The organism is Bradyrhizobium sp. 190, assembly GCF_023073415.1.
In the GTDB taxonomy this organism is placed as follows: Bacteria; Pseudomonadota; Alphaproteobacteria; order Rhizobiales; family Xanthobacteraceae; genus Bradyrhizobium.
Window position 1 is genome coordinate 58,818 of the sequence record NZ_JADPJL010000068.1, and the last position, 22,909, is coordinate 81,726.

The 22,909-nt window shown below is 63.7% G+C and carries 24 protein-coding genes; 18 read left to right on the forward strand and 6 right to left on the reverse strand.

Annotated features, from left to right (window positions below; translation table 11 throughout):
• Positions 1 to 12 precede the first annotated feature (12 nt).
• The 5 genes from IVB22_RS35370 (at position 13) to IVB22_RS35390 (ending at position 4,010) form a co-directional block, all read left to right on the forward strand.
• Complete coding sequence (locus IVB22_RS35370) at positions 13 to 714, forward strand: response regulator transcription factor (protein WP_027541437.1); 702 nt, start codon at positions 13 to 15, stop codon at positions 712 to 714.
• A gap of 100 nt (positions 715 to 814) precedes the next feature.
• Positions 815 to 2,632, forward strand: coding sequence for a sensor histidine kinase (locus IVB22_RS35375; RefSeq protein WP_276576934.1), 1,818 nt, complete (start codon positions 815 to 817; stop codon positions 2,630 to 2,632).
• Positions 2,629 to 3,153 carry an HPr kinase/phosphorylase gene (locus tag IVB22_RS35380; protein ID WP_247521763.1) on the forward strand — a complete coding sequence of 175 codons (525 nt, stop codon included), beginning with the start codon at positions 2,629 to 2,631 and terminating at the stop codon, positions 3,151 to 3,153. The genes IVB22_RS35375 and IVB22_RS35380 overlap by 4 nt, the downstream gene beginning before the upstream one ends.
• A 132-nt stretch (positions 3,154 to 3,285) precedes the next feature.
• Complete coding sequence (locus tag IVB22_RS35385; RefSeq protein ID WP_024339151.1) at positions 3,286 to 3,687, forward strand: PTS sugar transporter subunit IIA; 402 nt, start codon at positions 3,286 to 3,288, stop codon at positions 3,685 to 3,687.
• On the forward strand, positions 3,684 to 4,010 hold the full coding sequence (locus IVB22_RS35390; RefSeq protein WP_247521764.1) for an HPr family phosphocarrier protein: 327 nt from the start codon (positions 3,684 to 3,686) through the stop codon (positions 4,008 to 4,010). The genes IVB22_RS35385 and IVB22_RS35390 overlap by 4 nt, the downstream gene beginning before the upstream one ends.
• A gap of 124 nt (positions 4,011 to 4,134) precedes the next feature.
• On the opposite strand, the gene IVB22_RS35395 is transcribed toward IVB22_RS35390, so the two are convergent.
• A complete protein-coding gene (locus IVB22_RS35395) occupies positions 4,135 to 4,932 on the reverse strand; it encodes an SDR family NAD(P)-dependent oxidoreductase (protein ID WP_247521765.1) in 798 nt (265 codons plus the stop codon).
• Positions 4,933 to 4,967: 35 nt separating this feature from the next.
• The gene (locus tag IVB22_RS35400) at positions 4,968 to 6,566 is read right to left on the reverse strand and encodes a glycosyltransferase family 39 protein (protein WP_247521766.1); all 1,599 of its coding nucleotides are present in this window, start codon (positions 6,564 to 6,566) and stop codon (positions 4,968 to 4,970) included.
• A 115-nt stretch (positions 6,567 to 6,681) separates the two neighbouring features.
• Between IVB22_RS35400 and lepA the strand changes: the two genes are divergently transcribed.
• On the forward strand, positions 6,682 to 8,493 hold the full coding sequence (lepA, locus tag IVB22_RS35405) for a translation elongation factor 4 (protein ID WP_247521767.1): 1,812 nt from the start codon (positions 6,682 to 6,684) through the stop codon (positions 8,491 to 8,493).
• Positions 8,494 to 8,615: 122 nt separating this feature from the next.
• Here lepA and IVB22_RS35410 read toward each other — a convergent pair whose 3' ends face one another.
• Positions 8,616 to 9,107, reverse strand: a complete 492-nt coding sequence (locus IVB22_RS35410) for a GNAT family N-acetyltransferase (protein WP_247521768.1) — start codon at positions 9,105 to 9,107, stop codon at positions 8,616 to 8,618.
• 175 nt (positions 9,108 to 9,282) lie between these two features.
• Between IVB22_RS35410 and IVB22_RS35415 the strand changes: the two genes are divergently transcribed.
• From IVB22_RS35415 to IVB22_RS35430, 4 genes are all read left to right on the forward strand, one after another.
• Positions 9,283 to 10,518 (forward strand): MFS transporter, encoded by a 1,236-nt coding sequence (locus IVB22_RS35415; protein WP_247521769.1) that lies wholly within the window; start codon positions 9,283 to 9,285, stop codon positions 10,516 to 10,518.
• An 84-nt stretch (positions 10,519 to 10,602) separates the two neighbouring features.
• Positions 10,603 to 11,775, forward strand: a complete 1,173-nt coding sequence (locus tag IVB22_RS35420; RefSeq protein WP_247521770.1) for an acyl-CoA dehydrogenase family protein — start codon at positions 10,603 to 10,605, stop codon at positions 11,773 to 11,775.
• Positions 11,776 to 11,875: 100 nt separating this feature from the next.
• On the forward strand, positions 11,876 to 12,226 hold the full coding sequence (locus IVB22_RS35425) for a plasmid stabilization protein (RefSeq protein ID WP_247521771.1): 351 nt from the start codon (positions 11,876 to 11,878) through the stop codon (positions 12,224 to 12,226).
• Between the two features lie 80 nt (positions 12,227 to 12,306).
• The gene (locus IVB22_RS35430; RefSeq protein WP_247521772.1) at positions 12,307 to 12,777 is read left to right on the forward strand and encodes a DUF1801 domain-containing protein; all 471 of its coding nucleotides are present in this window, start codon (positions 12,307 to 12,309) and stop codon (positions 12,775 to 12,777) included.
• A gap of 88 nt (positions 12,778 to 12,865) precedes the next feature.
• Here the strand turns inward: IVB22_RS35430 and IVB22_RS35435 are convergent, their stop codons facing one another.
• Both IVB22_RS35435 and IVB22_RS35440 read right to left on the reverse strand, forming a co-directional pair.
• Positions 12,866 to 15,058, reverse strand: a complete 2,193-nt coding sequence (locus tag IVB22_RS35435; protein ID WP_247521773.1) for a bifunctional diguanylate cyclase/phosphodiesterase — start codon at positions 15,056 to 15,058, stop codon at positions 12,866 to 12,868.
• Positions 15,059 to 15,362: 304 nt separating this feature from the next.
• Complete coding sequence (locus tag IVB22_RS35440; protein WP_247521774.1) at positions 15,363 to 16,547, reverse strand: FAD-dependent monooxygenase; 1,185 nt, start codon at positions 16,545 to 16,547, stop codon at positions 15,363 to 15,365.
• Positions 16,548 to 16,665: 118 nt separating this feature from the next.
• On the opposite strand from IVB22_RS35440, the gene IVB22_RS41290 reads away from it, so the two are divergent.
• The 3 genes from IVB22_RS41290 (at position 16,666) to IVB22_RS35450 (ending at position 18,743) form a co-directional block, all read left to right on the forward strand.
• On the forward strand, positions 16,666 to 16,989 hold the full coding sequence (locus IVB22_RS41290) for a tripartite tricarboxylate transporter substrate binding protein (protein WP_253075354.1): 324 nt from the start codon (positions 16,666 to 16,668) through the stop codon (positions 16,987 to 16,989).
• Entirely contained in the window at positions 16,986 to 17,663 is a 678-nt protein-coding gene (locus tag IVB22_RS35445) for a tripartite tricarboxylate transporter substrate-binding protein (protein WP_308200496.1), read from the forward strand. Before IVB22_RS41290 ends, IVB22_RS35445 begins: the two co-directional genes overlap by 4 nt.
• A gap of 273 nt (positions 17,664 to 17,936) precedes the next feature.
• A complete protein-coding gene (locus IVB22_RS35450; RefSeq protein WP_247521775.1) occupies positions 17,937 to 18,743 on the forward strand; it encodes a phytanoyl-CoA dioxygenase family protein in 807 nt (268 codons plus the stop codon).
• Here the strand turns inward: IVB22_RS35450 and IVB22_RS35455 are convergent.
• The gene (locus IVB22_RS35455; RefSeq protein ID WP_374207830.1) at positions 18,692 to 18,916 is read right to left on the reverse strand and encodes a L,D-transpeptidase; all 225 of its coding nucleotides are present in this window, start codon (positions 18,914 to 18,916) and stop codon (positions 18,692 to 18,694) included. The two genes, IVB22_RS35450 and IVB22_RS35455, sit on opposite strands and share 52 nt — an antisense overlap.
• A gap of 106 nt (positions 18,917 to 19,022) precedes the next feature.
• Here IVB22_RS35455 and mepA point away from each other — a divergent pair, with 106 nt between their 5' ends.
• From mepA to modC, 5 genes are all read left to right on the forward strand, one after another.
• Positions 19,023 to 19,970 carry a penicillin-insensitive murein endopeptidase gene (gene mepA, locus IVB22_RS35460; protein ID WP_247521777.1) on the forward strand — a complete coding sequence of 316 codons (948 nt, stop codon included), beginning with the start codon at positions 19,023 to 19,025 and terminating at the stop codon, positions 19,968 to 19,970.
• 32 nt (positions 19,971 to 20,002) lie between these two features.
• Positions 20,003 to 20,527, forward strand: a complete 525-nt coding sequence (locus IVB22_RS35465) for a Spy/CpxP family protein refolding chaperone (RefSeq protein ID WP_247521778.1) — start codon at positions 20,003 to 20,005, stop codon at positions 20,525 to 20,527.
• Between the two features lie 202 nt (positions 20,528 to 20,729).
• Positions 20,730 to 21,515 (forward strand): molybdate ABC transporter substrate-binding protein, encoded by a 786-nt coding sequence (gene modA, locus IVB22_RS35470; RefSeq protein WP_247521779.1) that lies wholly within the window; start codon positions 20,730 to 20,732, stop codon positions 21,513 to 21,515.
• A complete protein-coding gene (modB, locus tag IVB22_RS35475) occupies positions 21,515 to 22,210 on the forward strand; it encodes a molybdate ABC transporter permease subunit (RefSeq protein ID WP_247521780.1) in 696 nt (231 codons plus the stop codon). Before modA ends, modB begins: the two co-directional genes overlap by 1 nt.
• Positions 22,211 to 22,212: 2 nt before the next feature.
• Positions 22,213 to 22,872, forward strand: a complete 660-nt coding sequence (modC, locus tag IVB22_RS35480; protein WP_247521781.1) for a molybdenum ABC transporter ATP-binding protein — start codon at positions 22,213 to 22,215, stop codon at positions 22,870 to 22,872.
• Positions 22,873 to 22,909: the final 37 nt, after the last annotated feature.

A 22,909-nucleotide genomic window follows, 5' to 3' on the forward strand; every position in this document is an offset into this window, starting at 1 on the left:
GAAAGCAGGCTCATGCCCACAATCGCCCTGGTCGATGATGACCGCAACATTCTCACTTCCGTGTCGATCGCGCTCGAAGCCGAAGGCTATCGCATCATGACCTACACGGATGGTGCTTCGGCGCTCGACGGCTTCCGCACTTCGCCGCCGGATCTCGCGATCCTCGACATCAAGATGCCGCGCATGGACGGCATGGAAACGCTGCGCCGGCTACGGCAGAAGTCCGATCTGCCGGTGATCTTCCTGACCTCCAAGGATGAAGAGATCGACGAATTGTTCGGTCTCAAGATGGGTGCCGACGATTTCATCCGCAAGCCGTTCTCGCAGCGCCTGCTGGTCGAGCGTGTCAAGGCCGTGCTCCGCCGCGGCCAGCCCAAGGATCCGACCGCCGTGCCGAAGGAGCCGGATGCGCGTGCTCTCGACCGCGGCCTGCTGCGGATGGATCCGGAACGTCACACCTGCACCTGGAAGAACGAGCCGGTGACGCTGACGGTGACGGAATTTTTGATCCTGCAGGCGCTGGCGACCAGGCCCGGTGTGGTGAAAAGCCGCAACGCGCTGATGGACGCGGCCTATGACGATCAGGTCTATGTCGACGACCGCACCATCGACAGCCACATCAAGCGGCTGCGCAAGAAGTTCAAGGTGGTCGACGACGATTTCGAGATGATCGAGACGCTGTACGGCGTCGGCTATCGCTTCAAGGAAGCCTGATCTGCGTTTTACGGGCGGAAGTGCCGACTGACACATCCGCCCGTTCGACGTAGAAGCGTAGAATTACAGAGCGGCGCATCACAAACGGCAGTTTCAGCCCTTGCTAGATCGAACGCAGTCCGATCCCAGCCTGAACCACGAGGATGCTTCGGAGCTCCCCGATCGGGATCGCGTTGCCGACGTTAATCCGGGCGAGAAGGGGTGGCGGCGGCCGCTGGGCTGGCTGCGCCGGGCCGGGCAATTCTTCTTCGCGCTCTCCTTCTCCAGCCTCACGCGCCGAATCGTTTCGCTCAATCTGGCGGGCCTCGTCGCCCTGGTGGCGAGCATTCTCTATCTCTCGCAGTTCCGCGCCGGCCTGATCGACGCGCGCGCGCAGAGCCTGCTGGTGCAGGCCGAAATCATCGCCGGCGCGATTGCCGCCTCCGCCACCGTCGAAACCAACACCATCACCATCGATCCGGACCGCCTGCTCGACCTCAAGCCCGGCGAAAGCTACGGCGCGCCGGACGAATCCTCGGGGCTGGATTTTCCGATCAATCCGGAGCGCGTCGCGCCGGTGTTGCGGCGGCTGATCTCGCCGACCAAGACCCGCGCGCGCATCTATGGCGGCGACGGCGGCATGATTCTCGACAGCCGCAGTCTCTACGGCCGCGGCGACGTGTTGCGTTTCGAACTGCCGCCGCCCTCGACGGAGAAGCCGGGCTTCGTCGAGCGCGCCACGATCTCGGTCCGCACCTGGCTCAACCGCGGCGACCTGCCGCTGTATCGCGAACTCGGCCCCGAGAACGGCAAGGGCTACCAGGAAATCGTGCAGGCGCTCGACGGCGTCAAGAGCAGCATGGTGCGGGTCAACGACCGCGGCGAGGTGATCGTCTCGGTCGCAGTCCCCGTGCAGCGGTTCCGCGCCGTGCATGGCGCGCTGATGCTCTCGACGCAGGGCGATGACATCGACCAGATGGTGACCGCCGAGCGGCTGGCGATCCTGAAGGTCGGCGGTGTCGCCTCCGCCGTCATGATCGTGCTGTCGCTGCTGCTGGCGAGCACGATCGCAGGTCCGGTGCGGCGGCTGGCCGACGGCGCCGAGCGCGTCCGCCGGCGCATCCAGACCCGCGTCGAGATTCCCGATTTCACCCGCCGCCGCGACGAGATCGGCCATCTCTCGGGCGCGCTGCGCGACATGACGAATGCGCTCTATAGCCGCATCGAGGCGATCGAGATGTTCGCCGCCGACGTCGCCCATGAATTGAAGAACCCGCTGACCTCGCTGCGGTCGGCGGTGGAAACGCTGCCGTTGGCGCGCAACGACACCAGCCGCGCGCGCCTGCTCGAGGTGATCGAGCACGACGTCAAGCGGCTCGACCGGCTGATCTCGGATATTTCCGACGCCAGCCGCCTCGATGCCGAATTGCAGCGCCAGGACATGGCGCCGGTCGATATGCGCCGGCTGCTGACGACGCTGACCTCGGTCGCCAACGAAACCAGGCTCGGCCACGACGTCGCGGTCGAGGCGCGCTTTGAGGGCCGTGGAGCGACCGACACGTTCTCCGTGCCTGGCCATGATTCCCGGCTCGGGCAGGTGATCTCCAACCTGCTGTCCAACGCGCAATCGTTCTCCACGCCTGGCGGCAAGGTGCGCGTCACCTGCCGCCGCGCGCGCTCGGAAATCGAGATCGTCGTCGATGACGACGGGCCGGGCATCGGCGAGGATGCGCTGGAGCGCATCTTCGAGCGCTTCTATACCGACCGGCCGCATCAGGGCTTTGGCCAGAACTCGGGCCTGGGCCTGTCGATCTCCAAGCAGATCATCGAAGCGCATAACGGGCGGGTCTGGGCGGAAAATCGCCACGGCCCAGCCGATGCCGACGGCAGGCCGACGGTGGTCGGCGCGCGCTTCGTGGTGCGGCTGCCAGCGCCATGATGACGCAGGGCGCGAGCGTGCACGCCTCCGCGGTGCTGGTGGGCGACCGCGCCGTGCTGATCCGCGGGCCGTCAGGCGCCGGCAAGTCCCGGCTGGCCTTCGATCTGATTCTCGCCGGACGCGCCGGACAGCTTCCGCCGGCCGTTCTGGTCGGCGATGACCGTGTCCATCTCGACACAGTGGCCGGAGAATTGTGGGTCCGCCCGGCGCCGGAACTGGCCGGTCTGATCGAGGTCCGGGGCCTCGGCATCCGCCGCTGCGACTTCGCGATTGAGGCTATTGTCGGCATTGTGGTCGATCTCGCGGCCAGCGATGCGGAGCGCCTGCCGCCGCCGGAAGCACTCTCTATCCGCCTAAACGGTGTTTCACTACCGCGAATCCCCGTTGGAAGCGACTATGACCCCCTCCCGCTGATTGCAGCTGCCCTCACGACAACCGCAAGTTCAGATTCGGTCCAACCTTTGGATGATTGTTCGAAGGGGATTGGTAACCATATAAGCCCCAATATCGCCACCGATTAAACCGGCACAGGCCTCACTGTTTACCGCCAAGTACTGGAACAATAGCCAAGATGCCCTCTTGCGCGGGGCCTCTGGATGGTCAAAGTGGCGCGTTCGTGCGGTGCACCAAAAAGCACCCGCGAGGAGTTTCCGATGATTGGTCTAGTGCTTGTGACCCATGGGCGCCTTGCCGACGAGTTCAAGGCGGCGCTCGAACATGTCATGGGTCCGCAAAAACAAATTGAAGCCATCACGATTGGAGCCGAGGACGACTCCGATCTGTGTCGAAGCGATATCATCGAAGCGGTGAATCGCGTTGACAGCGGCGATGGTGTCGCCATCCTCACCGACATGTTCGGCGGCACACCTTCCAACCTTGCGATTTCCTGCATGAGCCGCCCCAAGGTGGAGGTGCTCGCAGGCATCAATCTTCCCATGCTGGTTAAGCTCGCCAAGGTGCGTGAAGAGCGCTCGCTTCCGGACGCCATCGCCATGGCCCAGGAAGCCGGCCGCAAATACGTCACCATCGCCAGCCGCGTGCTCGCCGGCAAATGAGCGACGAGGCCGCGCCCGAAAAGGAACTCGGGCCGAGCGTGCCTGCGGACGCCATTTCGCGGGAACTTCTCATTATCAACAAGCGCGGCCTGCACGCGCGGGCATCGGCGAAGTTCGTCCAGATGGTCGAACGCTTCAATGCCGAGGTCTGGGTGACGCGCGGCAACGAGACCGTGGGCGGCACCTCGATCATGGGATTGATGATGCTGGCGGCGGGACCGGGAACCACCGTTACGGTGTCGGCGAAGGGGCCGGAAGCGCAAGCCGCGGTCGACGCCATAGCCGCGCTGGTGGCCGACAAGTTCAACGAAGAAGGTACGTGAGCGGCATCAACGGTATTCGTAGGGTGGGCAAAGCGCAGCGTGCCCACCATTCAAGACAACGTTTTCGGAGAGATGGTGGGCACGCTTCGCTTTGCCCACCCTACGGCTCCACGGCCTGACACCATCAAAACGGGTTCGTCACAATCCCCCCGTCGACACGAAGCGCGGCGCCGTTGGTGGCGCTGGAGGCTTTCGAGCAGACGTAGCAGATCAGATTGGCAACCTCTTCCGGCTTGGCGTAGCGCTGCAACAGCGACGCCGGCCGGCGTTCGGTGAAGGTGCGCTGGACGAGATCGTCGACGGTGGTTCCTGCCGCCTCGGCGCGCGCGGCCAGACGGACCGGCGCCATCTCGACCCAGGTCGGGCCGGGCATCACCGAATTGACGGTTACGTTGGTGCCCTTGGTGGTCTCGGCCGCGCCGCGCGCAATGACGAGTTGCGCCGACTTGGAGAAGCCGTAGTGCACCATCTCCTTCGGGATATAGACGCCGGACTCGCTGGAGACGAACACGACGCGGCCCCAGTCCTTGTTATCAAGCATCCGCTTCAAATAATGCCGGGTCAGCCGGACCCCGCTCATGACGTTGACTTCAAACATCTTGGTCCAATCCGCGTCCTCGATGTCGAAGAAGCCCTTCGGCTCATAGATCCCGAGATTGTTGACGAGGATGTCGACGTCAGGGAATTGCTTCACGAGCGCGGCACAGCCCGCCGCGTTGCCGAGATCGAACGTCGCGGCATGCACCTTGGCCGACGGCGCAGCCTGTTGGACTTTTGCCACGGCCTCGCCGACCGCCGCCTTGTCGCGTCCGTTGACGATCACTTCCGCACCCATTTGCGCAAGCCCGATGGCGGTCGCGAGCCCGATGCCGCGCGTCGAACCGGTGACGAGCGCCGTCTTGTCCGTCAGATCGATATCCATGCGTTACCCCCCTTTTGATTTTCTTGTGGCTGCTTCTATTTGGCCGGCGGCACGATAAAGATGTTCCAGGCCGTCGCGGGGCCGGGGTAGCCTAAGAAGTATCGCCGCGTAGTCATCACCATGCGCTCGGCATTGGCGGCATGGGCCTTCATCCACGCCTCGCATTTTTCCAGCTTCCAGTCGCCGACCTCGCAGATGCCGATGAAACCCGATCGCTTCGCGTCGTCGAGCGAAGTCAGACCGGACGACCATGGCTCGTCAGGGGTCAGCGGCGCCGGATGATCGGGGCTGTAGAAGGTGACGGGCTGGCCGGTATCGGTGTAGGCCGCGACCACCGGCCAGCGTGAATAAAAGCGCGTGTGCCAGGCTTCCGTCAGTTCGCGGGCGAGTTCGGAGCGCGCCCGGTAGGTCGCGCCTGCCGTGCGCTTTTCATTCATTTCATGGGCGACGATCTTTGGCGAGGCCGCCAGCACGACGAGCGAAATCACCAGCCAGGTCACCGTCAGGTTCAACAGCGCAATTTTGCGAACCCGCACCGCGGGGATTGCGATCAGCGCGAGCGGCATCAGGAAGAACAGCGAAATGCCCCAGTCGGTCTTGATGTAGACGTGGAATATCAGGGCGCCGAGCGGCGGTCCGATCGCCACCACTGCCTGGATGACCCAGACATTGAGCGCCTGGGACATGTTCACGCCGGAACTGGCGCCACGCGCCAGGGCCGGAAACGGTGTCAAGCGCAACGGCCGCCAGCCAAGCGCGATCGCGCCGAGCACCACCGGCAAGGCCAGCAGTGCGAGATTATGCTTGACATAGCCCAGCGCGAGATCGTCGATCATCGCGCGGTCGGTGAGCGAATACGTATCGCCGGCATAGGTGAGCGGGACGAAGTCGACCTGCTTCAGCCACATCAAGTGCGGCAGCATTGCCACCACGAGCGTGGCAATCGCGACCCACGGCGCGGGCGAGCGCAGGAATTGCAAGCGCGCAGGATGGATCAGCGCGGCAAGACCGATAGCGCCGATCATGGTCAGCACCCAATATTTGGTCATCAGCGCCAGCGCACCGGCGAGCCCGAGCCACACGCCAGACCTGATGCTGCGCTTCTCGAACGCGTCGAGATAGGCCAGCACGACGAGCGGCAACGTGACGAGCTGCAACAGGTCCGGATTGTATTTGAAGCCCTTGAAGTTGAAGATCGGATAGAGCGCCAGCATCACCACGACGAAGAACGCGCGGCGGCGATCGACCACACGCAACGCCAGCCACCAGCAGATCACGAGCCCGCAACCGAGCGTCGCCATCGCCAGCGCATAGGTCGCCCAGTCCGTGACCGGAAAGAGCATGAACCAGACGCCTGCGACCCATCCGGACAGCGGCGGGTGCTTGCCATAGCCGAGCAGGAACTTCTGCCCCCAGGCGAAGGCTTCCGCGACGTCCATATGGACGTCCTGCCCGGTCTTCAGATTGACCAGAATCAGCGTCCACAGGACCGCGTGAACCGCCGCAAAGCCGGTCACCAGCCACAGGCCGGCTTTGGGATCGCTGGCGCGCGAGGCCAGCCATGCCCCGAGCCGCCGGATCGTGGGAATGCGCTTGCCGCGCGCGGCCGTGGGCAAAATGGATGCAGTCGACATGGCCCCGTGCCTAGCGCGTTTTCGGGCGAAGTGGAATTAGCTTGGCGTGAAGAAACCCCCTTGAAAAACAGCAATATGGTTGCCGCCCGGGGGTGTGAATGCTATCCCGCGCCCCATGACAACTGCCCCCATTTCCAACATCCGCAACTTCTCCATCGTCGCCCATATCGACCATGGCAAATCGACGCTGGCCGACCGCCTGATCCAGATGACGGGCGGGCTGACGGACCGTGAAATGGCGGGCAAGGAACAGGTGCTCGATTCCATGGATATCGAGCGCGAGCGCGGCATCACCATCAAGGCGCAGACGGTACGGCTGAACTACCGCGCCAAGGACGGCAAGAATTACATCTTCAACCTGATGGACACGCCCGGCCATGTCGACTTCGCTTACGAAGTCTCACGGTCGCTGGCGGCCTGCGAAGGGGCGTTGCTTGTGGTCGACGCCAGCCAGGGCGTCGAGGCGCAGACGCTTGCCAACGTATATCAGGCGCTCGACAACAATCTCGAAATCGTGCCGGTCCTCAACAAGGTCGACCTGCCCGCGGCTGAACCTGAGAAGATAAGGCAGCAGATCGAGGACGTGATCGGCATCGACGCGTCGGACGCCGTGATGATCTCGGCAAAGACCGGCCTTGGCGTGCCCGACGTCCTGGAAGCCATCGTCACCCGCCTGCCGCCGCCAAAGGGCGACCGCGATGCGACGCTGAAGGCGCTGCTGGTGGATAGCTGGTACGACGTCTATCTCGGCGTCGTCGTGCTCATTCGCGTGGTCGACGGCACCATGAAAAAGGGCCAGCGCATCCGCATGATGGGCACCAACGCAGCCTATGACGTCGAACGCGTCGGCTTTTTCACACCGAAGATGGAGCAGGTCGACGAGCTCGGTCCCGGCGAGATCGGCTTCATCACCGCAGCGATCAAGGAAGTCGCCGATACGCGCGTCGGCGACACCATCACCGACGATCGCAAGCCGATCAGCGAGATGCTGCCAGGCTTCAAGCCGGCAATCCCAGTGGTGTTCTGCGGCCTGTTTCCAGCCGATGCCAACGATTTCGAGACGCTGCGTGGGGCGATGGGCAAGCTGCGGCTCAACGATGCGAGCTTTTCCTACGAGATGGAAACATCAGCCGCGCTCGGCTTCGGCTTCCGCTGCGGCTTTCTCGGGCTGCTGCATCTGGAAATCATCCAGGAGCGGCTGTCGCGCGAATTCGACCTCAATCTGATCGCGACCGCGCCGAGCGTGATCTACAAGATGCACCTGACCGACGGGCAGGAGATCTCGATCCACAATCCCGTCGACATGCCCGACGTGGTCAAGATCGCCGACATCGAGGAGCCGTGGATCGAGGCCACGATCCTCACCCCGGACGAATATCTCGGCAGCGTGCTGAAACTTTGCCAGGACCGCCGTGGCGCCCAGAAGGAGCTGACCTATGTAGGCTCCCGCGCGATGGTGAAATACGACCTGCCGCTCAACGAAGTCGTGTTCGATTTCTACGATCGCCTGAAATCGGTCTCCAAGGGCTACGCCTCGTTCGACTATCACCTGACCGATTACAAGGTGGCCGATCTCGTCAAGATGCAGATTCTCGTCAACAACGAGCCGGTTGATGCGCTGTCGATGCTGGTGCACCGGACCCGTGCGGAAGGCCGCGGCCGCGCCATGGTCGAGAAGATGAAGGAACTGATCCCGCCGCACATGTTCCAGATCCCGATCCAGGCCGCGATCGGCGGCAAGGTGATCGCCCGCGAAACCGTCCGCGCGCTGCGTAAGGACGTCACCGCCAAATGCTACGGCGGCGACATCACGCGCAAACGCAAACTTCTGGAGAAGCAGAAGGAAGGCAAGAAGAAGATGCGGCAGTTCGGCAAGGTCGACATCCCGCAGGAAGCGTTCATTGCCGCGCTGAAGGTGGATAGCTGAGGGACGTGAGACAAAGGAAATTGTAGGGTGGGCAAAGCGCAGCGTGCCCACCATCCATCCAAATCGGAGCCTCGATGGTGGGCACGCTTCGCTTTGCCCACCCTACGACTTCGCCGATCGCCTCACGACACGCGCAGGACATAGAATTTCGAATCGACGGTCATGACCGGAAAAGCCTTGGGCAGACCGGCTTTTGGCAGCTCCCTGAAATCCCGCTTTTCATAGAATCGATGCGCCGCCAGGAATTTGTCCGTGGTGCCGAGAAATATCTCGGCAACGCCCCGCGCGTTGGCATGCGCCAGCAGCACGTCAAGCAGCTTTCCCGCCACGCCCAACTCCCGGCCGCGAAACGGCGCGGCAACAAACATCTTGCGCAAGGCCGTTTGTCTTGAACCGATATCCTTCAATCCGACCGTGCCGACGACTTCGCCATTGGATCGAGCCACCCAAAAGCCGCCAGTCCCCGACTGATAGAACTCGGGAATATCAGTGAGATCAGGCTGATCGGCTTCCGTGATGGGGATGCCAAATTCGCGTTGCTGGATTGGCAGGATGACATCCAGGACTCCTTGCTGATCAGCCTCGGAAAACGCGGTGACAAGAATTTCCTGCATGGGTGTCCTGCCGTTTTATCAAGCTGGCGCATCAAAGCGCAGACGCATATCTGGGCTTAGCGAGCCCGATAGACAATCCTCGAACGGGCAGGCGTAAGATCATTGCGCGAGTGCGACAGATAGGCCACGATCTCCCTCGCTCAGATCAAAAAGACAAAAAGAGCTAAGGAAACGCATGAGCAAGTCCTTCGGATTTTCCTACGGCTGGGTCGTGGTCGGCGCGGGAGCGATGATGACCTGCGTTGGCTTCGGCGCGATGTTGTCGCTGGCCGTGTTCCTGCAGCCGATTTCGGAAGCCATGGGCTGGTCGCGCAGCGGCGTCTCGGCGGCGGCGACGATCGATTTCCTTTGCATGGGACTGGCCGCGTTCTTCTGGGGCGCGCTGTCCGACCGGTTCGGTACCCGCATCGTCGTGCTATCAGGCACGCTGTTGCTGGGAGCCGGCCTGATCGCGGCGAGCCAGGCCACCACGCTCTGGCAGTTCCAATTGGCGTTCGGCGTCCTGATCGGGATTGCCGCCGGCAGTTTCTACGCGCCGATGATGGCAGCCGCGAGCGCCTGGATCGAGGATCACCGCAGCCTCGCGGTTGCGCTGGTGTCGGCTGGCATGGGCGTGGCGCCGCTGACGGTCGCGCCGTTCGCGAGCTGGCTGATCACCACCTACGACTGGCGCACGGCGATGCTGGTGATCGGCATCGTGGCACTGGCGCTGCTGATTCCGGCTTCGCTGCTGGTGCGCCCAGCGCCGCAGGCCGCGGCGTCTGCAACAGCAGGCGTGGACGGCGCGCCTGACGTGCAGTGGACGGCCGCCCAGGCATTCAAAACCCCGCAATTCATTACGCTCGCGCTCGCGCATTTCGCCTGCTGCGCGGCGCATTCGGGGCCGATCTTCCACATGGTGAGCTACGCCATGGTCTGCGGCATCGCGCCGCTAACCGCCGTCACCGTCTATAGTCTTGCCGGGTTCTCCGGTCTTGGCGGACGTCTGCTGCTCGGCGCGCTGGCCGATCGCATCGGCGCCAAGCAGGTATTGGTCGGCGGCCTGTTCGTGCAGGCCTTGTCGGTCGCGAGCTATCTCGCCGTCGGCCAACTCGGCGAATTCTATGCGCTGTCGGTGGTGTTCGGCCTTGCCTATGGCGGCGTGATGCCGCTCTACGCGGTTCTGGTGCGCGAATATTTCGGCGCGCGGATCATGGGCACAGTGTTCGGCGCCGTCTCCGCCTTCGCCAGCCTCGGCATGGCGCTGGGGCCATTGGCCGGCGGATGGGTGTTCGACACCTTCCACACCTACAACTGGCTCTATGTCGGCTCCTTCGCCATCGGCATCGCCGCCGTCGCCGTGGCGCTGAGCTTCCCGTCGGCCAGGCGGCCGTCGCAACCGTCGCTCGATCTGGGGCGGGCGACGGCGTGAGAGGTCGGCAATCTCCGCCGCCTTGATCGATGGCGACGGATGGGCCACCATCCTACCCAAGAACAAGAGAACGCGAGGAAGCGCATGAGCAAGCATCCCGGCCTCGACCTCGCCGAGCGTGCACGCGCACTTGCTCCCCTGATCGCACGCGATGCCGACGAGATCGAGCGGACGCGGCGGCTGACATCAGCGGTGACGCAGGCGCTGATCGAGAACGGGCTTTACCGCGCGCTGCTGCCCAAGAGTTTTGGCGGCATCGAGGCCTCACTCGAAGCGTTCATGCAGATGCAGGAGGAAGTCGCCAAGGCAGACGCCTCGACCGCGTGGTGCCTTGGCCAGTGCAGCGTCTGCGCGATGACCGCGGCCTATCTCGATCCCGACGCCGCCAACGAAATCTTCAACGTCGCGCCCGGCATTCTGGCCTGGGGCGCGATCAACCATGAAGTGCAGGCAGTTCCGGGCGGCTACAAAGCCAGCGCGCGCTGGGATTTTGCCTCCGGTTCGCGGCAGGCGAGCTGGTTGGGCGCCCATGTCCGCGTCGTCGAGGCCGACGGCACGCCGCGGCGCAAGCCGGATGGCTCGCCGGAGATCCGCACCATCCTGTTTCCGGTGACCAGCGCCACGATGTACGACGTCTGGGACGTGATCGGTCTGCGGGGTACCGGCACCGATTCCTATTCGGTCAACAACCTTTTCATCCCTGAAAAATTTGCAGCGCTTCGCGACGAACCGCAGGCGCGGCGCGAAAGCGGGCCGCTGTACAAGCTCTCCACCAACATGGTGTTCGGCATGGGCTTTGCGGCGACCTCGCTCGGCGTCGCCCGCGCGACGCTTGATGCAGCGATCGACCTGGCGCGCGCCAAGACGCCGCAGGCGCTGAAGGCGATGCGCGACAACAATGCCGTGCAAGGAGTGATCGGCCGCACCGAGGCGAGCTTGCGCGCGGCGCGCGCCTATCTCTACGCGACCGCCGCCGAAGTCTGGCGTGATCTGGCGCGCGGCGAGGCCGCCACGGAGGCGCATCGTATCGCGCTGCGTATCGCGACCACCTGGACCATCCATCAATCGGCTGCCGTGGTCGACACCGCCTATCGCATGGCGGGCGCCACGGCCGTGTTCAACGCCAACAAGTTCGAGCGCCGCTTTCGCGACATGCATGCAATCGCGCAGCAGATCCAGGGCCGCGACGCCCACTATGAAGACGCCGGCAAGGCGATCCTGTCAGGCGACCTCGATACGCCGCCGACGGCGCGTTGAGGCGGCCGTCCCGGCTCGCGCGGCGCGAAGGCTCCGCTCGGAACCCCCTCGCAAGGTGTGCGTTGCTTTTTCAGCAACCGCAACAACGAGGAGACACCGCATGCCCCGTGGTGACAAATCGAGCTATACGAACAAGCAGAAACGCAAGGCCGAGCATATCGAGGAAGGCTACGAAAAGCGCGGCGTCAGCAAGGACGAAGCCGAGCGGCGCGCCTGGGCGACCGTCAACAAGGAAACCGGCGGCGGCAACAAGAGCGGCTCAGGCCGCGGCGTCAAGGATACCAACGTCGCGGCGAAAAAGGGCGGCCGGATCGGTGGCCCGCGCGGTGGCAAGGCCGCAGCCAGACGGCCCGCAGCGGCACGATCGCGTTCCGCCAAGAAGGCGGCTGCAACGCGCAAGCGCAAGGCGGCCGCGAGATCCGGCGCCCGCAAAACGGCGCGAAGGAAGTAGGATTTCGATCCCGCTTCCGTCCGCCCGCCTCCTGCCCTAGGATGATGGCGACGGCCACGGCAGGATGTGCTGACAGCGCGATGAAGAAGGCAGCAAAGAAGAAAAGCATCGCCAAAAAGCCGAGCGCTGTCACGCGAGACGCCGCGGTGGACGCCGTCTTCGGCACCTACCCCACTCCGGTCAAATCAAAACTGCTGGCGCTGCGCCGGCTGATCCTCGATACCGCCGACGCCACCGAGGGCGTCGGCGCGCTGGAAGAGGCGCTGAAATGGGGGCAGCCGAGCTATCTCACCACCGAGAGCAAGAGCGGCAGCACGATCCGGATCGACCAGGTGAAGGCGGAAGCCGGCCGGTACGCGGTCTATTTCCACTGCCAGACCGATCTGGTCGAGACTTTTCGCGAGCTCTATCCGGAACTGCGCTATGGCGGCAACCGCAGCATTCTGCTCGACGCCGGCGAGAAGCTGCCCGAGAAAGCGTTGCGCCACTGCGTCGCGCTGGCGCTGACGTATCATTTGCGGAAGCGGCAGGCGGCCAATAGACGCGCGTAGCCCGAATGGAGCGAAGCGAAATCCGGGACAGCGTTATCAGCGGACTTACCCCGGATTGCGCTTCGCTCCATCCGGGCTACGCTTGCGACTAAGCCACCAGCGCCGCACCTGCCGGCGAGTTCCAGTTGCCTTGCGTCTTCAACATGCCCACGATCTCCGCATTGGGCCGCGCGCGGCTGAACAGGAATCCCTGCCCCTCGTGGCATCCCTCGTTGCGCAGACAGTTTACTTCGGCTTCGGTCTCGACGCCTTCCGCCGTGATCGTGACGCCCAGGCCCTTGCCGAGGCTGATGATCGAACGCACGATCGCCTGCGCGTCGGGGTTGGCGGCGAGGTCGCGCACGAAGGACTGGTCGATCTTGATCTTGTCGAACGGAAAGCTGCGCAGATAGCTCAGGCTGGAATAGCCAGTGCCGAAATCGTCCATCGAGATGCGGACGCCGAGCGCGCGCAGCGCATGCAAAGTCGCCAGCACCTCGCTGCTCTTTTCCAGAAGCAGCGTCTCCGTGATCTCGAGTTCCAGGCGCTTCGCCGGCAGGCCGGACTGCTTCAGCGTATCCGTTACCAGCGCCAGCAGATTGCCGAGACGGAACTGCAGCGGCGACAGGTTGACCGCGACGTGAACGTCATCGGGCCATTGCGCCGCATCCGTGCAGGCGCGGCGCAGCATCAAACCGCCGACGGCGTTGATTAGCCCGGTTTCCTCCGCAACGGGGATGAATTCGGCCGGCGAGATCATGCCGCGCTCGGGATGCGGCCAGCGCACCAGCGCTTCGAATCCGGTGATGCGCCCGCTCGCAAGATCGACCAGCGGCTGGTAATAGGGCCGCAGCGCATCGCCGTGGACGGCCTCGCGCAGTTCGATTTCGATCTTGCGGCGGGTCTGGGCGCGCGCGTCCATTCCGGCCTCGAAGAACGAGAATGTGCCGCGCGAATCGTTCTTGGCGCGCGATAATGCGAGGTCGGCGTTCTTCAAAAGCTTCTCGGATTCATCGCCGTCGCCGGGCGACACCGCAATGCCGATGCTGGCGCCGATCACGACGGAATGCCCGTCCAGCAGGTAGGGATCGCCGATGGCGTCCAGGAGGCGCCTCGCCAGGAACGCCGCATCCTCAGGCCGCGTTACCCCGCTCTGGACGATTGCGAATTCGTCGGAGTTGAGCCGGGCCAGCACATCGTCGTCGCGCAGCATCGACCGCAATCGCTTGCCGACGCCGCGCAGGAGCTTGTCGCCGATGCCATGGCCGAGCGTATCGTTGACCGCCTTGAAATGGTCGAGGCCGAGCACGAGCACCGCCACCTGCTCGGCGTTTCGGCGTGTGCGCAGCAGGATGTCGTCCATCTGCTGACCCAGCAAATTGCGGTTCGGCAGCCCGGTCAGGCCGTCGTGCTGGGCCATGAACGTCAGCCGCGCCTCGGCGCGTTTGCGTTCGGTGGTGTCCATCAGCGCCAGCAGGATCGCAGGCCGATCGCCGTAAACGAGCTGGCGTGAATAGATCGCCAGATCGATCAGCGTGCCGTCGGCCCGGACATGCTTCCAGGTGCGCGCCGCGCGCTCGTCGCCGGTCCACGGCAGTCCGGCGTCGAAGGCCTGCAGGCTGCGGATCGTCAGCTTCTCGAATTCGCTGCGGCTGTAACCATAGTGCTGGGTCGCGGCATCGTTGACGGCGAGAATACGTTCGTCACCCAGCGCGCAGACGATCATCGGGACCGGATTGCTCTCGAACAGCAGCCGGAACGAGGCCTCCCGCTGTTTCAACTCGGTGATATCGACGCGCAGACCGATGATGCCGCCATCCTCGGTCAGGCGTTCATCGACCAGGATGACGCGGCCGTCGGCCAGCGTCTGCTCATGCCGCTCGCCCGGCTGGTACAGCTTCTTCAGCCGTTCGGCGATCCATTCTTCTTCACGCCCGATCGCCTCCGGGTAATCGCCGCGCGCAACGCCGACGCGGATCGTATCTTCCAGTCGCACGCCCGGGCTGAACAGCTCCGAGCTGCGCCGGTACATCTCCGCGTATTTCTTGTTCCAGAGAATGTAGCGGCCCTCGGCATCGAGCAGCACCATGCCCTGCGGCAGGATATCGATCGCCTCCCGCAAGCGCTCGTGCGATTTGCGCGCCTCCGCAAGGGCAGCCTTGAGCTCAGCGATGCGTGCAGCTTCGCCGGTCGCGTGCCGACGGCTGGCTGACAGTTTTACAGCGGGCTTTGCTGGCCGGCCGAGAAAGCGGACAATCGCCGTCTGCTTTGGCTTTCTGGTCTTTCTTGGCTTTTTCGGCATTGCTACGCTCTACTCGCACTCTGCGTGCAGTTTTCGGATAAGTTGTCTGAAAAAATAGTATCTCTTGTCGATGAAACTGGCCTCGTGCGTGGTCATGCATCGCCCGAAAAGAACGGCGACCGCACGCCTTGCGTGTATCGTCGATCGACGTGATCGGCAGGAGTCCGTAAAATCACGGGGCAAGATCGTCGCACCTGTGCCGCATGCACAAGGAATGCGCGAAACTCCGGGCATGCCCATGAAGATACGCCAACGATAGACAGGGTTACCGGACGGTTAAGAGCGGTGGTGATATAACGCCCATTCAACTCAAGGCAGCCGCCGCGGCCTGCGCTTCCGGCACGACGTCGTGATCGTAAAGCCTCTTTCGGAACGCCGCATGCGCCGATATCTCGGCATCGCGAACGCCGAGATCGGCATAGGAGGAATCGTAGCGCATGCCATTCTCGCGCGCACCGCGCTGAACCGCCGCCACCCGCTCACGTCGCAGCCGCTCATACGCCAGCAGCGCCGCCGGTACGCCGGCGCATGTCGTCTGCGCCAGAATTGTCGCCAGCGCCATGCCGTCCTCGATCGACTGGTTGGCGCCCTGGCCGAGATGCGGCAGCATCGGGTGCGCGGCATCGCCGAGCAGCGTCAACCGGCCGCACGTCCAGGTCGGCAGCGGCTCGCGGTCGTACAGCGCCCAACGGAATGTCTTTTCAACCTGACTCAACAACGACCCGATGCGCGGATCCCAGCCGTCGAACTCGCGTCGCAGCACATCGGGATCGCCTGGCGCAGACCAGGATTCCTTCATTTCCGCATCGGCCGGCACGAAGCCGACATAGTTGATGAGTTCGCCTGATCGCACCGGAAAGCTGAGGAAATGTTTTCCCGTGCCGAGCCACATCTGCCAGCAATCGGTCGGCCAGTGCGGAATGCGCGCATGCGGCAGCACGCCGCGATAGGCGACGGAGCCGTGAAAGACCGGCCGGGACGGCGGCGCGGCATAGGGCCGGAGTTCGGAGTGAATGCCGTCGGCGGCAATGACGACGTCACCTTCGGCGACCGCACCGTTGGCGAATGAAACACGCGCAACCTCGCCGGCCTGCTCAAAGCTTGTGGCGCGATGTCCCGTGCGCACCACACCTGATGGCAATGCGCGCGACAGCATCTCGACGAGGTCGGCGCGATGCATGCCGAAGGTGGCGTTCCAGCCCGCGGAGTCCGTCACCTGGACCGGGGCTATCGGCGCGCCGTCGTGGCGAAAATAATGAGAGCCGTGGCCGACCCTGGCGCCCCATCGTTCCACCTGATGTTCAAGGCCCACCCGTTGCAATTGCCGCACGCTGTTCGGCGTCAGGAATACCCCTGCCCCGACCTCGCCGAGAGCAGGTGCCTGCTCATAGACGGAAACATCGAAGCCGCGGGCAATCAGCGCGTTCGCGGCGAAGAGCCCGCCAATTCCGCCTCCAATGATCACGACAGTGAGTTGCGGCTGCGTCATTGTCCCACGCAAAAAATGCTTCGGAAGCTTGGTCGTTCAAGCTATCCTCCCTTGCTGCGAACACCAAGCGCCGACAGCTCAGACTGGACGGAATAAAACGGCAGCGGGAGGAGTTTGAATGCCCGGCTCTACGCCAGCTCTTCCCATTCGCCGTAGATTGGCGATCCTGACACTGCTTCTGGCCTTCTCCGTGCAGGATCACGCGCCGGCGCTGGCCGGTGATTACCCGGACCGTCCCGTAAAAATCGTCGTTCCATTTCCGGCCGGAGGAACGGCCGACGCGATTCCACGAATTGTGGCCGACTGGCTGTCACGCAAATGGAGCCAGCCTGTGGTCATCGAGAACCGCACGGGCGCCGCCGGGAACATCGGCGCCGAACAGGTCTACCATGCGGCGCCCGACGGCTACACCTTGCTCTCGTCACCGCGCCGCCGCTTGTGATCAATCACAATCTGTACCCCAGGCTAGGCTTCGATCCGACCAAGTTCGAGCCTGTCATCGTGATGGCCCATGTGCCGAATGCGCTGATCGTCAATCCTGATAACATCAAGGCATCGAGCGTGCCCGAGTTGATCGAATACCTGAAGGGCAATTCCGACAGAACCATCTGCGCCACGCAGGGCAACGGCACGACCTCGCATCTGACCTCGGAGCTGTTTCAGCTGATGGCAAAGGTAAAGCTGCGGCACATTCCCTATCGCGGCTCGGCGCCTGCGCTGCAAGGTCTTGTCGCCGGCGACGTCGACGTCATGTTCGACAATCTCGGCGTCTCGCTGGCGCTGGTTCAGGCCGGCAAGCTGAAACTGCTCGCGGTGGCCTCGTCCGATCGTCTTCCGGCGCTGCCGGATGTACCGACGATGGCCGAAACGCTTCCGGGTTTTCAAGCGGTCGCCTGGTACGGCATCGTGGCGCCGCCAAAAACTCCGAAGAACATCGTCGACAAGATCAATGCCGATGTGAACGAGGCATTGCGTCAGCCCGCGGTGCAGGACCAGCTCAAGAAACTTTCCGCCGGAATTTTCGGCGGCCCGGTCGACAAGGCATCTGCCTACATGCGCGAGGAAATCGACCGGTGGGCCGCGGTGATCAAGTCGGCCAATATAGAGCTTCAGTAAGGCCGGTTCTGGTTATCGCGATCCACGTGTGGAAATCCATTGCGCTGTATCGAGTACGAAACAGCGCCGCCGATCGCCGAGTTGAACACTGGTAGCTGGTTTGCTAGACTATGTTTGCCATGATGATCCGCACCTCCAATATCGCTTCGGTCTTCTTCCTCGCGCGCTGATCGCGACGCCCGCTCTCACGCGGGCGGAAGTTCCAACCGAAAACAGCCCGGCCGCTCCTGCTTCGCAGGCCATGGCCGCTTGCCCAGCGATAAGAGGATTTTCATGCCTACCAGCAAACCAGCGCGCGCGCTCAGCGACGCGCAGATCGAGCAATTCGTTCAAGACGGCTTCGTCCGAATCGATCAGGCCTTTCTGCGCGAGCTTGCCGAGCAAGGCCGCGCCATCCTGTGGCGCGATCTGCCCTGCGATCCCGACAATCCCGCAACCTGGACGCGGCCAGTCATCCGCCTCGGCTATTACAACGACGAACCCTTCAGGAGAGCCGTCAACAGCCCGCTGCTTCATACCGCCTTCGACCAGCTCGCCGGAAAGGGACGCTGGTGGCCACGAGCCGACCTCGGCACCTTCCCCGTGCGATTTCCAAGCCCGCACGATCCCGGCGATGCCGGCTGGCATGTCGATCTCAGTTTCCCGGGCGAAGACCAACTTATCGACAACCACGATTACGCCGCATGGCGGGTCAATGTGACGTCGCGCGGACGCGCGCTGCTGATGCTGTTCCTGTTCTCCGATGTGGGGGAAACCGACGCGCCCACCCGAATAAGGCCGGGCTCGCATCTTCACATGGCGCGCTTTCTCGAACCGGCCGGCGAGGCCGGCATGTCGCATTTGAGGCTGGACGAAATGGGAAGCAACCGGCCCGAGGTACAGGCAATCGGCGACGTCGGTACAGTCTATCTGTGCCACCCGTTCCTCGTTCACGCCGCGCAAATGCACCGGGGATCCGCGCCACGATTCATGGCGCAGCCGCCGCTGCACCCGTCTCATCCGTTCAGGCTTGAGCGAGCGGACGGCGATTATTCGCCGGTTGAGCGATCCATCCGGCAGGCCTTGCAGGCGCGCGGATAACAAGAGCCGGAAATGGAAGCTGGAGCGGGGTCGCCAATAAGGGGACGTCCCCGCTCTAGTTGAATCTCGATCCGGGTGTTACGCGGGCCGTTGCGCTGGACGAGCGCGAACAACGCCGCAGCGTGCGATGGATGCATCCTGACGCAGCCATGCGAGGCAGGAACCGGGTCAATCCTAACCTCGGGGGCGGGCGGCTGTCGCGGGTCTCAGCATTGCGTATGCCGCACCTGTCTCCCGTTGCCAATTTCATGCTACGTTTTTCGCGAATAGAGTGATCCGATGAACCCTCGCCTGATTCTGATTCCCCTCCTGATCTTGATGACCGCCGCCAATGCGGTGAGCGCATGGGCGCAGGACAGGGGCACGGTCCATCCAAAACCGCTGCCGCCGCTGGCCAACCCCAACGATCCCAACATCGCCGCCAAGGAGCTGTTCGGCCGCAAGGTGCTGCCGGCGGCAATGCCGACGCGGGTGCACGGGTTCTATGCCCATGGCTGCATCTCGGGCGCGGAAGGGCTTCCGATCAACGGCGACAATTGGCAGGTGATGCGGCTGTCGCGCAATCGTTACTGGGGGCATCCCGACCTGGTCGCGCTGGTCAAGCGGCTGGCCGCGAAGGCGCGCAGGGATGCCGGCTGGCACGGCATATTGGTCGGCGACATGTCGCAACCGCGCGGCGGGCCGATGTTTACCGGACACGCCAGCCATCAGGTTGGGCTCGACGCCGATATCTGGCTGACCCCGATGCCGGGCCGTCAATTGTCGCGCAACGAGCGCGAAGAGATGTCGGCCGTGATGATGGTGCGCACCGACCGGCTCGACATCGATCCGCATGCCTGGACGCCGACGCATCTTGCGGTGATCCGCGCCGCCGCGCTGGAGCCCAGCGTGCAGCGCATCTTCGTCAATGCCGCGATAAAGAAGGCACTGTGCCGCGAAGCTAGGGGCGATCGATACTGGCTGCACAAGGTGCGGCCGATGTACGGCCACGACTATCACTTCCACATCCGCATCAAATGCCCGCCCGGCGCCGGCGAATGCGAAAGCCAGCCCGAACCGAACGACGGCGAAGGCTGCAGTACCGGCGATCTCGCCTACTGGTTCAGCGATGCGGTGCTTCATCCCAAGCCGCCGAAAGTGCCGCCAAAGCCGAAGCCGCCGATGACCATGGCGTCACTGCCGCCGGCCTGCAAGGCGGTATTGCACGCGCCCGATGCGAAGCACTGACAGTACAAGATCAAACCCACCGGAGAATGACGATGAAGATTTGGCCTCTGATCGCATCCATCGCCTTCGTCACCAGCGTGCATGCACAAACCCCTTATGCCGGGATGCAGACGCGGCCGATCAAGGCGCTTTCCGAACAGCAGATTGCCGACCTCGGCGCCGGCCGCGGCATGGGCCTGGCGCTCGCAGCCGAACTGAACGGTTATCCGGGGCCATTGCACGTTCTCGAACTCGCCGACAAGCTCGAACTTTCCACCGAGCAACGCGCCAGCATGCAGCGCCTGTTCGATTCCATGAAGGCCGAAGCGATGCCGCTGGGCGCGAAGCTGATCGAGCAGGAAGCCGAACTGGACAAGCAGTTTGCAACCCGCACGGTCACGCCGGAGAGCCTGAAGGCGTCCACCGCGGCGGTCGCGGCCACGCAGGGGACGCTACGCGAGACCCATCTGAAATATCATTTGTCGACCGGAAGCATCCTGACCCCGTCGCAAATGACAAAGTATGCGGAATTGCGCGGTTACGGCGGCGGCGGGCACAAGCGACACCACCACCATTGATGCTCCGGCTGCACCCTGCAAGGCGGTGCAGCCGCCTTTACCTCCTCCCCTATCCTGACTATTGTCAGGGGCTGGCGACATCCTGATCGACCGCAAGTCCTCCAGGAAATACCGGAACGGCGCTTCCGACGGCCGCCTTAACCCAACCAACGCCTGTCTTGCGCGCGGCAACCGCGGCTCGCAATCATGCATGGAGCGCCCGATGAACCGTCTTGCCGGCCTTTTCCTGGCCTTCGCCGTATCGTCAGCAGCCATCCCCTCGCCCGCCGCCGCGCAGGACAAGTCCCTGACGGTCTTCGCCGCGGCCTCGATGAAGAACGCGCTCGACGAGATCGACGCTGCCTATACCGCGAAGTCGGGCGTCAAGATCACCGTCAGCTACGCAGCCAGTTCTGCGCTCGCCAAGCAGATCGAACAGGGGGCACCCGCCGACGTGTTCATCTCCGCCGACACCGACTGGATGGACTATGCGGCGTCGAAAAAGACGATCAATGAATCGAGCCGGGTCAATCTGCTCGGCAACAGCATCGTGCTGATCGCCCCAAAGGATTCCAAGGTCGACAATGTGAACATTGGCGCCGGTTTCGACCTCGCCAAGCTCGCCGGCGACGGCAGAATCGCTACCGGCGACGTGAAATCCGTGCCGGTCGGCAAATATGCCAAGGCGGCGCTGGAGAAGCTCGGCGCATGGCAAGCCGCAGAGCCGAAATTCGCGATGGCCGAAAGCGTGCGCGCCGCGCTGACGCTGGTGGCGCGCGGCGAGGCCGTTCTCGGCATCGTCTATTCCACCGACGCGAAGGTCGAGCCCGGCGTCAAGATCGTCGGCGCATTCCCGGCCGATTCCCATCCCGCGATCGTCTATCCCGTCGCGGCGACGACAACAGCGAAGCCGGAGACGGCGGACTATCTCGCCTTCCTGCGCTCGACGGCGGCGAAGGCCATCCTCGAGAAATATGGCTTCAAGTTCCTCGTCAGCCCTTCGACCTGATGTTCGAGATTTCGCCGGCCGAATGGACGGCCATTCTGCTTTCGCTCCGGGTCGCCGTTGTTGCGACCCTGGTGGCGACGCCGTTCGGCATCGCACTGGCGTGGCTGCTGGCGCGGCGTGAATTCTGGGGCAAGTCCATCCTCGATGCGCTGGTTCACCTGCCGCTGGTGCTGCCCCCCGTCGTCACCGGTTATCTGCTGCTGCTGACCTTCGGCCGCCGCGGCCTGGTCGGAGCGTGGCTCGCCGATAATCTCGGCATCGTGTTCGCGTTTCGCTGGACCGGCGCTGCGCTCGCCTGCGGCATCATGTCGTTTCCGCTCCTGGTGCGGCCGATTCGGTTATCGATCGAGGCGATCGACCGCCGGCTGGAACAGGCGTCAAGCACCCTCGGCGCCGCACCGTGGCAGGTATTTGCGACGGTAACCCTGCCGCTGGCGCTGCCGGGCGTGCTGGCCGGCATGGTGCTCGGTTTTGCCAAGGCGATCGGCGAATTCGGTGCCACCATCACCTTTGTCTCCAACATCCCCGGCGAGACCCAGACCATTTCGTCCGCGATCTATTCGCTGATCCAGACACCGGACGGCGACACCGCGGCGGGACGGCTGGTGCTGATTTCCATCGTGATCGCGATGGGCGCCCTGATCGCGTCCGAATGGTTTGCGCGGCGCGCCACCAAACGCCTGCACGGGAATTGACCATGCTGCGCGTCGACGTCACCAAACAGCTCGGCGAGTTCTCGCTTGAAGCCGCGTTCGAAAGCCAGGGCCGCGTCACCGGCCTGTTCGGCGCGTCGGGGGCCGGCAAGACGTCACTGATCAACATGATCGCAGGCCTGTTGCGGCCCGACCGTGGCGTCATCGCGCTCGACGGCGAAACGCTGGACGACACCTCGAAAGGCATTCACGTCCCGCCGCACCGACGGCGGATCGGATACGTGTTTCAGGATGCGCGGCTGTTTCCGCATCTCGACGTGCGGCAAAATCTCGACTACGGCCGGCGCATGAACAGGCTTGCTGTGGATTCTTCCCAGCATAATCGCATCACCGACCTGCTCGATATCGGCCCTCTGCTCGACCGCCGGCCCGGCCAGCTCTCCGGCGGCGAACGCCAGCGCGTCGCGCTCGGCCGCGCGCTGTTGTCAAAGCCGCGCCTGCTGCTGCTGGACGAGCCATTGGGCTCGCTCGATGAAGGCCGCAAGGAGGAAATCCTGCCCTACCTGGTGCGGCTCCGCGACGAAGGCATTCCCATGGTCTATGTCAGCCACGACGCCGCCGAGCTGCGTCAGCTCGCGACGCAGATCGTGATGCTCAAGCGCGGCCGCGTGACCGCGCTCGGTGGCGTCAAGGTGCTGACGTAGCTTCTTCGTAGGATGGGTAGAGCGAAGCGAAACCCAT

What these genes read in the sequence shown, in the direction of transcription:
- IVB22_RS35370 (WP_027541437.1), top strand. Translation starts at nt 13, where the DNA reads ATGCCCACAATCGCCCTGGTCGATGATGACCGCAACATTCTCACTTCC.
- IVB22_RS35380 (WP_247521763.1), top strand. Translation starts at nt 2,629, where the DNA reads ATGATGACGCAGGGCGCGAGCGTGCACGCCTCCGCGGTGCTGGTGGGC.
- IVB22_RS35385 (WP_024339151.1), top strand. Translation starts at nt 3,286, where the DNA reads ATGATTGGTCTAGTGCTTGTGACCCATGGGCGCCTTGCCGACGAGTTC.
- IVB22_RS35390 (WP_247521764.1), top strand. Translation starts at nt 3,684, where the DNA reads ATGAGCGACGAGGCCGCGCCCGAAAAGGAACTCGGGCCGAGCGTGCCT.
- IVB22_RS35395 (WP_247521765.1), bottom strand. Translation starts at nt 4,932, where the DNA reads ATGGATATCGATCTGACGGACAAGACGGCGCTCGTCACCGGTTCGACG.
- IVB22_RS35400 (WP_247521766.1), bottom strand. Translation starts at nt 6,566, where the DNA reads ATGTCGACTGCATCCATTTTGCCCACGGCCGCGCGCGGCAAGCGCATT.
- lepA (WP_247521767.1), top strand. Translation starts at nt 6,682, where the DNA reads ATGACAACTGCCCCCATTTCCAACATCCGCAACTTCTCCATCGTCGCC.
- IVB22_RS35410 (WP_247521768.1), bottom strand. Translation starts at nt 9,107, where the DNA reads ATGCAGGAAATTCTTGTCACCGCGTTTTCCGAGGCTGATCAGCAAGGA.
- IVB22_RS35415 (WP_247521769.1), top strand. Translation starts at nt 9,283, where the DNA reads ATGAGCAAGTCCTTCGGATTTTCCTACGGCTGGGTCGTGGTCGGCGCG.
- IVB22_RS35420 (WP_247521770.1), top strand. Translation starts at nt 10,603, where the DNA reads ATGAGCAAGCATCCCGGCCTCGACCTCGCCGAGCGTGCACGCGCACTT.
- IVB22_RS35425 (WP_247521771.1), top strand. Translation starts at nt 11,876, where the DNA reads ATGCCCCGTGGTGACAAATCGAGCTATACGAACAAGCAGAAACGCAAG.
- IVB22_RS35430 (WP_247521772.1), top strand. Translation starts at nt 12,307, where the DNA reads ATGAAGAAGGCAGCAAAGAAGAAAAGCATCGCCAAAAAGCCGAGCGCT.
- IVB22_RS35435 (WP_247521773.1), bottom strand. Translation starts at nt 15,058, where the DNA reads ATGCCGAAAAAGCCAAGAAAGACCAGAAAGCCAAAGCAGACGGCGATT.
- IVB22_RS35440 (WP_247521774.1), bottom strand. Translation starts at nt 16,547, where the DNA reads ATGACGCAGCCGCAACTCACTGTCGTGATCATTGGAGGCGGAATTGGC.
- IVB22_RS41290 (WP_253075354.1), top strand. Translation starts at nt 16,666, where the DNA reads ATGCCCGGCTCTACGCCAGCTCTTCCCATTCGCCGTAGATTGGCGATC.
- IVB22_RS35450 (WP_247521775.1), top strand. Translation starts at nt 17,937, where the DNA reads ATGCCTACCAGCAAACCAGCGCGCGCGCTCAGCGACGCGCAGATCGAG.
- mepA (WP_247521777.1), top strand. Translation starts at nt 19,023, where the DNA reads ATGAACCCTCGCCTGATTCTGATTCCCCTCCTGATCTTGATGACCGCC.
- IVB22_RS35465 (WP_247521778.1), top strand. Translation starts at nt 20,003, where the DNA reads ATGAAGATTTGGCCTCTGATCGCATCCATCGCCTTCGTCACCAGCGTG.
- modA (WP_247521779.1), top strand. Translation starts at nt 20,730, where the DNA reads ATGAACCGTCTTGCCGGCCTTTTCCTGGCCTTCGCCGTATCGTCAGCA.
- modB (WP_247521780.1), top strand. Translation starts at nt 21,515, where the DNA reads ATGTTCGAGATTTCGCCGGCCGAATGGACGGCCATTCTGCTTTCGCTC.
- modC (WP_247521781.1), top strand. Translation starts at nt 22,213, where the DNA reads ATGCTGCGCGTCGACGTCACCAAACAGCTCGGCGAGTTCTCGCTTGAA.